Source organism: Streptomyces sp. TN58, from assembly GCF_001941845.1.
In the GTDB taxonomy this organism is placed as follows: Bacteria; Actinomycetota; Actinomycetes; order Streptomycetales; family Streptomycetaceae; genus Streptomyces.
The window spans coordinates 4,854,733-4,866,452 of the sequence record NZ_CP018870.1 but is presented as its reverse complement, the minus strand read 5'-3'; the positions used below and the strand labels follow the sequence as shown (position 1 = coordinate 4,866,452).

Here is an 11,720-nt window from a genome sequence, read left to right as displayed (position 1 = left end):
CATGCCCACTCGGACGGCCGCTCATTACCCATGGGTTACCCAGGTGGAACGGGCACCACTCTGCCACGTCCGCCCCTGGCCAGAACCCTCGCCAGGCATTCCACGACCTCCGGCTGGTAATCCTTCCCGGTGCCCAGGCGCAGCTGTTCCAGGGCGGCCAGTGCGCCGCCCGGGTGACGGCCGCCGCCCGCCAGGTCGTCGTAGGCGTTCACCGCGCGCACGATCCGGGCCAGTGGCGGCTGCTCCCGGTACGGGTCCGCCTGCCGTTCCACCACCACGGCGACCTCGGCGGGCACCCCGGCCTGCCGGGCCACCTCGCCGCCCAGCCCGGCGATCCGGCGGGCCTCGGCGGCGGGCAGCTCGGCGGTCGCCCCGCCGGGCACCGGGTCGACCAGGGAGAGCTGGCCGATGTCGTGCATCAGGGCGGCGTACTCCAGCACGGTGAGGTCCCGCTCGGACAGACCCAGCTCCCGGCCGACGGCGCAGCTCAGGGCCGCGACCCGGCGGGAGTGGCCCGGCCGCGTGTACCCGGCGATCTCGGTGGCCCGGGCCAGGGAGGTGACCGTCTCGCGGCAGGTGGTGCGGATCGCGGTGATCCGGTGGCAGGAGAGCTGGGTCAGCAGCAGGGGCACGCCGAGGACGGGGACGGCCCACAGGCCAGCGGCGGCTGTGCCGAGCGCCATGACGACGCCGGTGGCGCACACCGCGGAGCCGATGCCGAGCTGGGCGTGCATCCCGTCGCGCAACAGGGGCCCGTACGCCGAGCCCGTGCGGGCGCGGGCGAGGGTGGCGGCGAGGACGGCGTCGCACAGGGTGGTGAGGACCAGCAGGAGCAGCAGGAGGACGACGAGGTAGGGGCCCTGACCGAACCGCTCTTCCAGTCCTCCGGGGTGGTGGAGCGGCCGGAAGCAGGCCGCGGCGAAGGCGACGGTGAGCACCCGGCGGGCGAGGTGGTCCAGGGCGGGGCCGCGGCCGCGGGCGACGTGCGGGACGATCCCCGCGAGGGCGGCCGCGACGACGACGGCGACGGTCTCCAGCGCGCCGTGGTGGGTCGGGTGGCCTGCGTTCTGGCCGAACAGGGCGTAGGCGAGGGCGCCGGCCGAGCCGAGCGGTGCGGGCTGCTCCCCGGGGGTGTCCGGCCCGTCCGCGCGGGCGAGTTCGCCTACGGCGACGAGGGTGCCGAAGGCCAGGGCGGCGCCGGGCTCGGCCAGTCCGTGCCACAGGGTGTGGGCGAGGGCCACGGCGGTCAGCACGGCAGCGGTTGCCCGCACCGCCCACCCGGCTGCGCCCCTCATCCGCCCGCCCCGGCGCCGTCCGCGCCCTGGCCGCGCCGGGCGTCGACGTGCGGTGCCTGCCTCCCGCCGCCGGTGCGGGCCCCCTCGGGCAGGAGGCCGCCGTTGCCGGGCGGAGGCGGCGGTGCGACCGGGCCCCGGCCCGTCGGTACCGCGGCGGGGGCGGTGGCAGGGGCGGGGGCCTCCGCGCTGATCACCTGGAGGTCGTCGTCGGTGGTGGCAGCGGGATGCCAGCCGTGCCGGGCGATGGCGTCGGCGAGGGCCCGTACCATCGCCGGGTCGAACTGGGCGCCCGCGCACCGGTTCAGCTCGGCGAGGGCGGTGGGCACCGGCCGGGCCCGGCTGTAGGAGCGGGTGGAGGTCATCGCGTCGAAGGCGTCGGCCACCGCCACCACCCGGGCCAGCACCGGGATCTGCTCGCCGGTCAGCCCGTAGGGGTAGCCGGAGCCGTCGACCCGTTCGTGGTGGTGCAGGATCGCGGACCTGGCCTCTCCCAGGAAGCCGATGCCGCGCACCATCTCGTGCCCGTACTCGGGGTGCAGCTCGATGATCCGGCGCTCCTGCGGGGTCAGGGGGCCGTCCTTGCGCAGCAGCCGGGTCGGGACGCCGAGTTTGCCGACATCGTGGAGGACGCCGGCCATGCGCACCACCTCCAGCCGCTCCTCGGCCATGCCCAGCTCGCGGGCGATCATCGTGGAGGCCTGGCCGACGCGTTCGCTGTGGCCGCGCGTGTAGCGGTCCTTGATGTCGACGGCCTGGACGAGGGCGCGGATGGTGGCCTGGTGGGCGGCGCGCTCGCGGTGGTACTGGGCGAAGACCCGGCAGGAGACGTACGTCGGCAGCAGGACGAGCAGCGCGGCCGGCAGTCCGTACGGGCTGCGCCACATGACGGCCGTCATCAGACCGGCGAGCCCGTGGACGCAGTACGGGCCGAGGGCGCGGGTCACGGGCGAGTGAGCCGAAGGGGCGCGCCGGGGAGCGGGGGCGAGCGCGCGGAGGAAACCGCGAGGAACGAGCGGTTTACGAGCACGCACGACCCCACGAGCCGGCAACAAGCGCCCCGCAGGCGAACCGAGCCACGAAAGAAAGCGCGAGTGAGCCGAAGGGGCGCGCCGGGGAGTGGGGGCGAGCGCGCGGAGGAAACCGCGAGGAACGAGCGGTTTACGAGCACGCACGACCCCACGAGCCGGCAACAAGCGCCCCGCAGGCGAACCGAGCCTGAAAGAGAGGAGCCTGGCCTCGGCGGCGGCCAGGATGGCCCCGTCGAGCGCGGTGACCACAAGGCAGAGGGCGGCGGCCGCCGCCGTGGCGGGGAGCAGCGCGTAGGGGAAGTCGGCCGGCCATGCGGAGGGCCCGGCGCCGGCTGCGGCTCCTGGTCCGCCGGAGGCCCCCGCGCCGAGTGCGTCCGGGCCGGCGAGCAGTGCGAAGACCTGTCCTGCGGTCCAGGCTCCGATGGACTGCTGGGCGGCGTGCCACATCCGCCGGAGCAGGGCGGCCGGCCGGGCCGCGGGGGCGGCGAAGGCTCCGGGCAGCGCGACGAGGGCGGCGGCCGCGGGAGGCAGCAGGTAGACGGCGGCGAGCACCACGGGGAGGAAGGGGCCGGTGCCCTCGGGCACCCGCAGGCCCGGCAGGGGACAGCTCTTCGCCAGCTCGCAGCCGAGGTAGAGCCCGGCGAGCAGGATCACGGCCGGCCGGGAAGCGGAATCCGTGAGGGCAGGGGCGGTGCAGGCGAGCGTGGCCAGGACGGCGCAGAGGACGAATCCGCGCGCGGCCGGCGGAAGGTCCCGCATGGCGCTCTCCTCCCCCTGGGCCGGGCAAGCCGGGTGCCGAATCCGATCGGTACCGACTGGGGAGAATAGGTGGGGCTCCGAGCGGGGCGGGCCACATTTTCGTATTGCGCCATGCGGACGCCCCCGGATTAGCACATTCGGGTGAATGAACTGATCTTCCGGGGGCGGTTGTTCAGCTGTTCGACTGTTTTCGGAGTGGTCAGCCGGGAGCGGGATTGTCGGCGGTGACGTCGTGGTCGGGGACCGCCTGACCGGACCGGATCAGCTCGATCCGGCCCATCACCTTCGACCGCAGGTCGCTCGGCACGTCGTCCGACCCGCAGCACCGCTTGACCAGCTTCTTCACGGCCTGTTCCAGCCCGTACTTCTCCAGACAGGGATTGCACTCGCCGAAGTGGGTCTCGAACTTCGTGCAGTCGCTGTCGGGCATCTCATGGTCGAGGAACTCGTACAGGTGGTCCAGGACCTCAGAGCACTCTGTCTCGTGCGGCTCTCCGCAACTCATGAGCCCGAGCCTTTCCGGTCGTTCGCCTCGCCAGCGCCCGCGGGAACCAGCCCGCGCTCACGGGCGTAGTCCTCCAGCATTCCGCGGAGTTGACGGCGGCCACGGTGCAGTCGCGACATGACCGTTCCGATGGGTGTACCCATGATGTCCGCGATCTCCTTGTACGCAAAGCCCTCTACGTCGGCAAGATAGACCGCGATACGGAACTCTTCCGGAATGGCCTGCAGGGCTTCCTTCACATCCGAGTCGGGCAGGTGGTCGAGCGCCTGCGACTCGGCCGAGCGCAGTCCGGTCGACATGTGCGACTCGGCGCGGGCCAGCTGCCAGTCCTCGATCTCCTCCGCGGCACTGCGCTGGGGCTCGCGCTGCTTCTTGCGGTAGGAGTTGATGAACGTGTTGGTCAGGATGCGGTACAGCCACGCCTTCAGGTTGGTGCCCTCGCGGAACTGGTGGAAGGACGCGTACGCCTTCGCGTACGTCTCCTGGACCAGGTCCTCGGCGTCGGCCGGATTGCGCGTCATACGCAGCGCGGCCGAGTACATCTGGTCGAGGTAGCCGAGGGCGTCCCGTTCGAAGCGCGCGTTGCGCTCCAGGGTCGTCTCCTCCGCGTGGCCTTCGTCGGTCCCAGCGACAGGACCCACCTCCTCCGACTGCGTGGCGGCTCCGAAAGCGGATCCGCTCGAATCGGAGAATAGTCGACCTTCCCGGCCCCCCGCCGCCCGAAGCGGGCTGCGCTTGGGCGCGGGCAGCACCGTCCAGTCCAGGTCAGCGGCCTGCGGACGGTTCTGGCTGATGACCTGGGTCATTCGCTCCCTCTCCTCCGACGTTCCGTGTGTACCGACATCCGGGACAACGCCGGGGGCGGGGCGGCGCATTCCCCCTGCGCCAAGGGTTTTCGGCCTTTTCCGAGCCGTGGGGGGCGGGGTGTGGCCGGGCTCACGCGGGGAGCCGGTCGAGCCATCCGCCGACCGCCTCGGTGATCGTCCGCAGTGCCTCCTCCTGGGTGGTGGCGGCCTTCTTCGGCACCGCGAAGCCGTGATCGCCGTGGGCCACCTCGACGAGTTCGTACGGGTGCCGCCCGGCCGGCGGCGGGAACTCGTCGGGGCGGCCGAAGGGGTCACGGCCGCCCTGGACCACGAGGGCCGGCCGTCCGGCTCCGGTGAGCTCCGAGGCCCGGGACTTCTCGGGCCGGCCGGGCGGGTGCAGCGGGAAGGCGAGGGCCAGCACCCCGGCGGCGTCCAGTTCCCCGGCGGTGCGGCAGGCCACGCGGGCGCCGGCGCTGCGCCCGCCGGCGACGACCGGCAGTCCGGGCCGGGTCAGGGCCGGCCACAGCCCGCGCCAGCCCTCGTCCAGCGTCTTGGGCGCGGCGGCGACCTTCTTCCCGGCGACCCGCCAGGGCTGTTCGACGAGCGCCACCGTGATCCGGCGGGCGGGGAGCGCGGCGGCCAGTGCCTGGAGGTCCCGGGCCTCGATGCCGCCGCCCGCGCCGTGGCCCAGGGCGAGGACGAGCCGGGCCCGGGGCGCGGTGTGCCAGGTGACGCGGGCCTCGCCCGCGGGGGTGTCGACACTCTCGGTGCGCGTGGTCATGGGTCCATCGTGCCGTCCCCGCCACCGGCGGCAGGCCTCAGAAGAGCGTGCCCTCCTCCGGGGCGGCCAGCTCCGTCAGCAGCTCGGGCCCGTTGTTGCGTACGTTGCTCACGGCGGTCGAGACCGGGTAGGCGCGCATCAGGCCGCCCGGCGGGGGTGCCAGCAGCTCCCGCAGGGAGCCCTCGGTGTCGGTGTTCGCGGGGTCCAGCCAGGCGTCCCAGCGGTCGGGGGTGAGCATCAGCGGCATCCGCGGGTGGATGTCGGCGAGGGAGCGCGGCCCTTCGGCGGGGGCCACGCCCAGGGGCCCGGTCTCGGCCTCGGTGGTGATCACCGAGCAGGTCACCCACCAGGCGAGGGGGTGCTCGTCGGGCAGGGTCCGGTCGCGCCAGAACTCGTATATGCCGGCCATGGCGAAGGGGGAGCCGTCGGAGGGAAGCACGAAGTAGGGCTGCTTGCGGGCCCGCTTCTTCCTGCCCTCCACCTCCAGCTGCCGCTCGTCGTGCGCGGTGACCCACTCGTAGTACCCGTCGGCGGGGATGATGCAGCGGCGCTGGGCGAAGGCCCGGCGGAAGGACGGCTTCTCGTGCAGGGTCTCCGACCGGGCGTTGATCATCCGGGCGGCGCCGTCGGGGTTCTTTGCCCACGAGGGCACGAGCCCCCATTTCAGGACGCGCAGCTGGCGAACCGGACGCGGATCCGGAGCGTCCTTCAGGGGGCGGTCGAGGACGACGTGGACCTCCTTGGTCGGCGCCACGTTGAAGTCGGGTGCCAGGGCCTCCTCGGGTTCCCACTTCTCGATGCCGAAGGCCTCCACGAGGTCCTGCGGTCCACGACTCGCTGCATACCGTCCGCACATGGCTGTCACACTGCCATGTCCACCGCAAACCACCGCAAGGAGTCCGCCACCTCATGGACAGCAGCACGACGGCCGGCCTGTGGGACCGGCTCACGGGCATACAGACCGCACCGGACCGGTGGCTGGTGATCGCGACCGGTCTGGTGGCGCTGGCCGCCGTGGGACCCCGCCCGCTGTGGCGGCTCTCGCGCAACGCCATCACCATCGCGCACGAGGGCGGGCACGGCCTGCTGGCGCTGCTCACCGGGCGGCGGCTGAGCGGGATACGGCTGCACTCGGACACCAGCGGGGTCACCGTCAGCCGGGGCAGGCCGACGGGCCTGGGGATGATCCTGACCGCGGCCGGCGGGTACACGGCGCCCTCGCTGCTCGGGCTCGGCGGGGCGGCCCTGCTGTCGGCGCACCGGATCACGCTGCTGCTGTGGGCGGCCACGGCCCTGCTGGTGGTGATGCTCGTGATGATCCGGAACGCGTACGGGGCGCTGACGGTGATCCTGACCGGCGGAACCTTCCTGCTGGTGTCGTGGCTGACCTCGGCGGAGGTCCAGGCGGGCTTCGCCTACCTCGTCGTGTGGTTCCTGCTGCTCGGCGGCGTCCGGCCGGTGTTCGAGCTGGGCGCCAAGCGCAGGAACGGCGGGGCGCCCGATTCCGACGCCGACCAGCTGGGGCGCCTCACCCACTTGCACCCCGTGGTGTGGCTGCTCTTCTTCCACGTGGTCGCGCTCTGCTCGCTGGTCGGCGGCGGCCGCTGGCTGCTCGGCCTGTGACCACCCTCTGAGACCGGACAGCGATCAAGATCCGGGTCCGGAGGAAGCCACTAAAGTGGTGGCCATGACCGAGACCCCCGCCACTGCCCTCTGGCCCGCTCCGCTCGCCGATGGGACCGTCCACGCCACCGTCACGGTGCCGGGGTCCAAATCGGTCACCAACCGCGCCCTGGTACTCGCCGCGCTCGCCTCCGAGCCCGGCTGGGTGCGGCGCCCGCTGCGCTCGCGCGACTCCCAGCTGATGTCGGACGCGCTGCGCGCGATGGGCGTGGGCATCGAGGAGACCGTCTCCTCCAGCTCCGCCGGCGCCGCCGCGAGCGGTGAGGCCTGGCGGGTCATCCCGGCGGCCCTGCACGGCCCGACGACGGTGGACGTCGGCAACGCGGGTACGGTCATGCGCTTCCTGCCGCCCGTCGCCACCCTCGCCGACGGCGACATCCGCTTCGACGGCGACCCGCGCTCCTACGAGCGCCCGCTCGGCCAGGTCATCACCGCCCTGCGCACGCTCGGCGCCCGCATCGACGACGACGGCCGCGGCGCGCTGCCCATGACCGTCCAGGGCGGCGGGGCGCTGGAGGGCGGCACGGTCGAGATCGACGCCGGCAACTCCTCGCAGTTCGTCTCCGCGCTGCTGCTCTCCGCCCCGCGCTTCAACCAGGGTGTCGAGGTCCGGCACGTGGGCGGCAAGCTGCCGTCGATGCCGCACATCCGGATGACGGTGGAGATGCTGCGTGCGGCGGGCGCCCAGGTGGACACCCCCGAGGCCGGCGGCGAGAAGAACGTGTGGCGGGTCGCCCCCGGCGCCCTGCTGGGCCGCGACATGATCGTGGAGCCCGACCTGTCCAACGCGCAGCCGTTCCTGGCCGCGGCCCTGATCACCGGCGGCACGGTCACCGTCCCGGACTGGCCGCGCCGCACCACGCAGCCCGGAGACGCGCTGCGCCGGATCTTCACGGAGATGGGCGGGTCCTGCGAGCTGACGGACGCGGGCCTGGTCTTCACCGGCACCGGCAAGATCCACGGCATCGACGTGGACCTGAGCGAGGTCGGCGAGCTCACGCCGGGCATCGCGGCGGTGGCGGCCCTGGCCGACTCGGAGTCCGTGCTGCGCGGTGTCGCCCACCTGCGGCTGCACGAGACGGACCGGCTGGCCGCGCTGACCAAGGAGATCAACGCGCTCGGCGGTGACGTCACCGAGACCGAGGACGGCCTGCGCATCCGGCCGCGCCGGATGCACGGCGGGGTGTTCCACACGTACGAGGACCACCGGATGGCCACCGCGGGCGCGGTGATCGGCCTGGCGGTGGAGGGCGTTCAGATCGAGAACGTGGCCACGACCGCGAAGACCCTGCCGGACTTCCCGAAGATGTGGACGGACATGCTGGCCGGGGACGCGGGACCCGAAGCGGGTGCGGGAGCGTAGGGCCCGTCATGCGCAGGTACGGCAAGCACACCGACGAGGACGACATCCGCCAGCGCCCGAACCCCAAGGGCAACCGGCCGCGGACGAACATCCGGCCCAAGCACGAGGACGCTTCCGAGGGCTTCGTCCTGACCGTCGACCGCGGCCGGCTGACCTGCCTGGTCGACGGCCGCACGATCACCGCGATGAAGTCCCGGGAGCTGGGCCGCAAGGCCGCGGTCGTGGGCGACCGGGTCTGGATCGTCGGTGACCTCTCCGGCAGGAAGGACACCCTGGCGCGGATCGTGCGGATCGAGGAGCGCAAGTCCGTCCTGCGGCGCACCGCGGACGACGACGACCCGTACGAACGGGTGGTCGTCGCCAACGCCGACCAGCTGGCGATCGTCACGGCCCTGGCCGATCCGGAGCCGCGGCCCCGGATGATCGACCGCTGCCTGGTGGCGGCGTACGACGCCGGGCTGGAGCCGCTGCTGGTGCTCACCAAGTCGGATCTCACCTCGGCGGACAAGATCCTGGAGATCTACTCCACCTTCGGCCTGGACTACGTGGTGACCAACCGCGAGGAGCTGGCCGCCGGCGGCGCGGCCGACCGGGTGCGCGAGCGCCTGACCGGCCGGATCACCGCCTTCGTGGGCCACTCCGGCGTCGGCAAGACCACCCTGGTGAACTCGCTGGTCGCCGAGGGCCGCCAGCGCGCCACGGGGCACGTGAACGCGGTCACCGGCCGCGGCCGGCACACGACCACCTCCGCGCTGGCGCTGCCGCTGCCCTCGGGCGACGGCTGGGTCATCGACACTCCCGGTGTGCGCTCCTTCGGCCTGCACCACGTGGACCCGTCCCGGGTGATCCTGGCCTTCCCGGACCTGGTGCCCGGCACGGAGGACTGCCCGCGCGCGTGCAGCCACGACGAGCAGGACTGCGCACTCGACAGGTGGGTGGAGGAGGGCCACGCGGATCCGGCGCGGCTGTACTCGCTGCGACGGCTGCTGCAGACCCGGGAGCGCCGCGAGGGCGACTGACCGCCCCGGCGGGTTTGCCGTGTTTGTCGGAGGACCTGTCTGGACAAGTGCATAATCGCACCAAGTGACGTGATGTCACATGACGCGGGGAGGCATCGCCATGGCGTGGCTGCTGGTCGTGGTCGCGGGAATCCTGGAGACCGGTTTCGCGGTCTGCCTCAAGCTCTCCCACGGATTCACCCGGCTGTGGCCGACCATCGCCTTCGCGTGCTTCGCGCTCGGCAGCTTCGGTCTGCTGACGCTGGCCCTGAAGAAGCTGGACGTGGGTCCGGCGTACGCGGTCTGGACGGGCATCGGCGCGGCCGGTACGGCGATCTACGGCATGGTCTTCCTCGGCGACCTGGTCTCCACGCTCAAAATCGTCTCGATCACGCTGGTGATCCTGGGGGTCGTCGGGCTCCAGCTGTCGGGGTCGGCGCACTGAGCAGCCCGATCAGCTCCCCCGGCCCCGGCTCCTCCCCCGGGGCGATCACGTAGGAGAGGGCGAGCCGTACCGCCAGCTCGCACCGCTGCGGACCCTCCCCCGGGGTGAGCGCGGCGGCCGCCCGGTCGCGCACGGCCCGGGCGAGTTCGCCGGGGCCCGGTTCGCGCCGGCCCGCGGCGGGCAGGCCCGGTTCCCAGCTGCCGGTGAGCAGGGCCCGTACGAGGGGGTACGCGCGGGCCGCCCGTACGGTCCACTCCGCGACCGCGGCGAGCCGCTCGGGGGCGCGGGCCGGGGCGGACAGGGCCCGGTCCACCCCCTCCAGGTACCGGTCGGCCGCGCTCCGCACGAGGGCGCGGCCCAGACCCGCCTTGCCGCCGAACTCGTTGTAGAGGGTCTGCCGGGACACACCGGCCGCGGCGGCCACGTCGACCATCCGCACGTCGGGCCAGGGGCGCGCCGCCAGCGCCGCTGCCGCCGCGTCCAGCAAGGAATCCCGGGCTGCCGGCATCCGCGCCTCCCCGCTCGGCTCTCCGGCCAGAGTTGACGGGGCGACAGGCGCTGTCAAGGGCGCGTCCGCCGTCAAGGGGCGGGTCCGGCCGCACTGTGGACGCCGTTGGCCGGGGTCCGGGGGCCCCGATACTGTTCGGGCATGCCCGAGTATGACGATGACCTGCGCCTCGCCCTCGAACTCGCCGACGCGGCGGACGCCACCACGATGGAGCGGTTCCGCGCCCTCGACCTGAAGGTCGAGACGAAGCCGGACATGACCCCGGTGAGCGAGGCGGACCAGGCCGCGGAGGAGGTCGTCCGGGCGGGCATCACGGCGGCCCGGCCCGACGACGCGATCCTGGGCGAGGAGTACGGGCTCAAGGGCAGCGGGCCGCGCCGCTGGGTCGTGGACCCGATCGACGGTACGAAGAACTACGTGCGCGGGGTCCCCGTCTGGGCGACCCTGATCTCGCTGATGGCCGAGGGCGAGGACGGCGTGTTCCGGCCCGTGGTCGGCGTGGTGTCCGCGCCGGCGCTGGGCCGCCGCTGGTGGGCTTCGCAGGGCGGCGGCGCGTACTCGGGCGGCGCGCTCGGCGAGACCACCACGATCGGCGTGTCCCGCGTATCGGGGCTGGGCGACGCCTCGTTCGCGTACTCCTCGCTGAGCGGCTGGGAGGAGCAGGGGCGGCTGCCGGGCTTCCTGGACCTGACGCGGGCGTGCTGGCGCACCCGCGGCTACGGCGACTTCTGGCCGTACATGATGGTGGCGGAGGGCTCTGTGGACCTGTGCGCGGAGCCGGAGCTGAACCTGTGGGACATGGCGGCCATCGCGGTGGTCGTCCAGGAGGCGGGCGGCCGCTTCACCAGCCTGGACGGGGTCGACGGCGTGCACGGCGGGAACGCGGCGGCGTCCAACGGCCTGCTCCACGAGGAGATGCTGGACCTGCTCCGCCCGCGCGCCTGACGCACCGGATGCCCGGGGCGCGCGGGGCGTTGCCGGGGGCGCCGGGCACGCTCCTTTCGTACGCCTCCTTGCTGGCCCTCCCGGTCCGTGGGAATCTGAGAATCCCCCCGCTTGTGCCCTTGTGAAGCGTTTCACTGGAGGCGGCTTCGCGCTGCGCACCCACCCAAGCGGGCGGAATCACCCCAGGAGGTGGCTCTCTTCATGCTCGTCCGTGACGCAATGAGCACCGTGATCCTCACCCTCGGACCCGCACACACCCTCCGGCAGGCGGCCTGCCTGATGTCCGGCCGGCGCGTCGGCGCGGCCGTCGTCCTCGACCCCGACCACAGCGGAATCGGCATCCTGACCGAGCGCGACATACTCAACTCGGTCGGCGCCGGCCACGATCCCGACCGGGAGTCGGTGGGCGCGCACACCACCAACAACGTCGTCTTCTGCACGCCCGACGCCACGCTGCAGGAAGCCGCCGAGGCCATGGCGCACGGCGGCTTCCGGCACCTGATCGTGCTGGAGCACGGCGGGCCGGTGGGCATCGTGTCCGTGCGCGACGTCATCCGCTGCTGGGTTCCCGCGCGGCGCAGCGTGCCCGCGTGAGACGGCGCCG

Annotated in this window: 13 protein-coding genes; 6 read left to right on the top strand and 7 right to left on the bottom strand. The window is 73.3% G+C overall.

The window, feature by feature from the left end; all coding sequences use genetic code 11:
- Window positions 1-35: 35 nt before the first annotated feature.
- From BSL84_RS22290 to BSL84_RS22265, 6 genes are all read right to left on the bottom strand, one after another.
- Entirely contained in the window at window positions 36-1,295 is a 1,260-nt protein-coding gene (locus tag BSL84_RS22290) for an HD-GYP domain-containing protein (RefSeq protein ID WP_045323500.1), read from the bottom strand.
- Complete coding sequence (locus tag BSL84_RS34865) at window positions 1,292-3,082, bottom strand: HD-GYP domain-containing protein (RefSeq protein WP_234363496.1); 1,791 nt, start codon at window positions 3,080-3,082, stop codon at window positions 1,292-1,294. The genes BSL84_RS22290 and BSL84_RS34865 overlap by 4 nt, the downstream gene beginning before the upstream one ends.
- A gap of 199 nt (window positions 3,083-3,281) precedes the next feature.
- Window positions 3,282-3,587, bottom strand: a complete 306-nt coding sequence (rsrA, locus tag BSL84_RS22280; protein WP_030032336.1) for a mycothiol system anti-sigma-R factor — start codon at window positions 3,585-3,587, stop codon at window positions 3,282-3,284.
- Window positions 3,584-4,228 (bottom strand): sigma-70 family RNA polymerase sigma factor, encoded by a 645-nt coding sequence (locus BSL84_RS22275; protein WP_030032333.1) that lies wholly within the window; start codon window positions 4,226-4,228, stop codon window positions 3,584-3,586. Before BSL84_RS22275 ends, rsrA begins: the two co-directional genes overlap by 4 nt.
- Before the next feature lie 295 nt (window positions 4,229-4,523).
- The gene (locus tag BSL84_RS22270) at window positions 4,524-5,174 is read right to left on the bottom strand and encodes an alpha/beta family hydrolase (RefSeq protein WP_075970986.1); all 651 of its coding nucleotides are present in this window, start codon (window positions 5,172-5,174) and stop codon (window positions 4,524-4,526) included.
- Window positions 5,175-5,211: 37 nt separating this feature from the next.
- Entirely contained in the window at window positions 5,212-6,030 is an 819-nt protein-coding gene (locus BSL84_RS22265; RefSeq protein WP_030030540.1) for an SOS response-associated peptidase, read from the bottom strand.
- 53 nt (window positions 6,031-6,083) lie between these two features.
- Between BSL84_RS22265 and BSL84_RS22260 the strand changes: the two genes are divergently transcribed.
- From BSL84_RS22260 to BSL84_RS22245, 4 genes are all read left to right on the top strand, one after another.
- A complete protein-coding gene (locus BSL84_RS22260) occupies window positions 6,084-6,797 on the top strand; it encodes a M50 family metallopeptidase (protein WP_030030539.1) in 714 nt (237 codons plus the stop codon).
- A gap of 64 nt (window positions 6,798-6,861) precedes the next feature.
- On the top strand, window positions 6,862-8,220 hold the full coding sequence (aroA, locus tag BSL84_RS22255) for a 3-phosphoshikimate 1-carboxyvinyltransferase (protein WP_030030538.1): 1,359 nt from the start codon (window positions 6,862-6,864) through the stop codon (window positions 8,218-8,220).
- A gap of 8 nt (window positions 8,221-8,228) precedes the next feature.
- Window positions 8,229-9,239: a ribosome small subunit-dependent GTPase A gene (rsgA, locus tag BSL84_RS22250; protein ID WP_030030537.1), complete on the top strand. Its 1,011-nt coding sequence runs from the start codon at window positions 8,229-8,231 to the stop codon at window positions 9,237-9,239.
- Window positions 9,240-9,339: 100 nt separating this feature from the next.
- Window positions 9,340-9,663, top strand: coding sequence for a DMT family transporter (locus BSL84_RS22245; RefSeq protein WP_030030536.1), 324 nt, complete (start codon window positions 9,340-9,342; stop codon window positions 9,661-9,663).
- Here the strand turns inward: BSL84_RS22245 and BSL84_RS22240 are convergent.
- On the bottom strand, window positions 9,608-10,171 hold the full coding sequence (locus BSL84_RS22240; protein ID WP_075970985.1) for a TetR/AcrR family transcriptional regulator: 564 nt from the start codon (window positions 10,169-10,171) through the stop codon (window positions 9,608-9,610). The genes BSL84_RS22245 and BSL84_RS22240 overlap by 56 nt on opposite strands.
- 141 nt (window positions 10,172-10,312) lie before the next feature.
- Here BSL84_RS22240 and hisN point away from each other — a divergent pair, with 141 nt between their 5' ends.
- Both hisN and BSL84_RS22230 read left to right on the top strand, forming a co-directional pair.
- The gene (hisN, locus tag BSL84_RS22235) at window positions 10,313-11,116 is read left to right on the top strand and encodes a histidinol-phosphatase (protein ID WP_075970984.1); all 804 of its coding nucleotides are present in this window, start codon (window positions 10,313-10,315) and stop codon (window positions 11,114-11,116) included.
- 201 nt (window positions 11,117-11,317) lie between these two features.
- Complete coding sequence (locus tag BSL84_RS22230; RefSeq protein WP_030030881.1) at window positions 11,318-11,710, top strand: cyclic nucleotide-binding/CBS domain-containing protein; 393 nt, start codon at window positions 11,318-11,320, stop codon at window positions 11,708-11,710.
- Window positions 11,711-11,720 lie beyond the last annotated feature (10 nt).

Excerpts from the sequence above, each read along its gene's own strand:
- BSL84_RS22290 (WP_045323500.1), bottom strand. The coding sequence starts at position 1,295 with ATGAGGGGCGCAGCCGGGTGGGCGGTGCGGGCAACCGCTGCCGTGCTG.
- BSL84_RS34865 (WP_234363496.1), bottom strand. The coding sequence starts at position 3,082 with ATGCGGGACCTTCCGCCGGCCGCGCGCGGATTCGTCCTCTGCGCCGTC.
- rsrA (WP_030032336.1), bottom strand. The coding sequence starts at position 3,587 with ATGAGTTGCGGAGAGCCGCACGAGACAGAGTGCTCTGAGGTCCTGGAC.
- BSL84_RS22270 (WP_075970986.1), bottom strand. The coding sequence starts at position 5,174 with ATGACCACGCGCACCGAGAGTGTCGACACCCCCGCGGGCGAGGCCCGC.
- BSL84_RS22265 (WP_030030540.1), bottom strand. The coding sequence starts at position 6,030 with ATGTGCGGACGGTATGCAGCGAGTCGTGGACCGCAGGACCTCGTGGAG.
- BSL84_RS22260 (WP_030030539.1), top strand. The coding sequence starts at position 6,084 with ATGGACAGCAGCACGACGGCCGGCCTGTGGGACCGGCTCACGGGCATA.
- aroA (WP_030030538.1), top strand. The coding sequence starts at position 6,862 with ATGACCGAGACCCCCGCCACTGCCCTCTGGCCCGCTCCGCTCGCCGAT.
- rsgA (WP_030030537.1), top strand. The coding sequence starts at position 8,229 with ATGCGCAGGTACGGCAAGCACACCGACGAGGACGACATCCGCCAGCGC.
- BSL84_RS22245 (WP_030030536.1), top strand. The coding sequence starts at position 9,340 with ATGGCGTGGCTGCTGGTCGTGGTCGCGGGAATCCTGGAGACCGGTTTC.
- BSL84_RS22240 (WP_075970985.1), bottom strand. The coding sequence starts at position 10,171 with ATGCCGGCAGCCCGGGATTCCTTGCTGGACGCGGCGGCAGCGGCGCTG.
- hisN (WP_075970984.1), top strand. The coding sequence starts at position 10,313 with ATGCCCGAGTATGACGATGACCTGCGCCTCGCCCTCGAACTCGCCGAC.
- BSL84_RS22230 (WP_030030881.1), top strand. The coding sequence starts at position 11,318 with ATGCTCGTCCGTGACGCAATGAGCACCGTGATCCTCACCCTCGGACCC.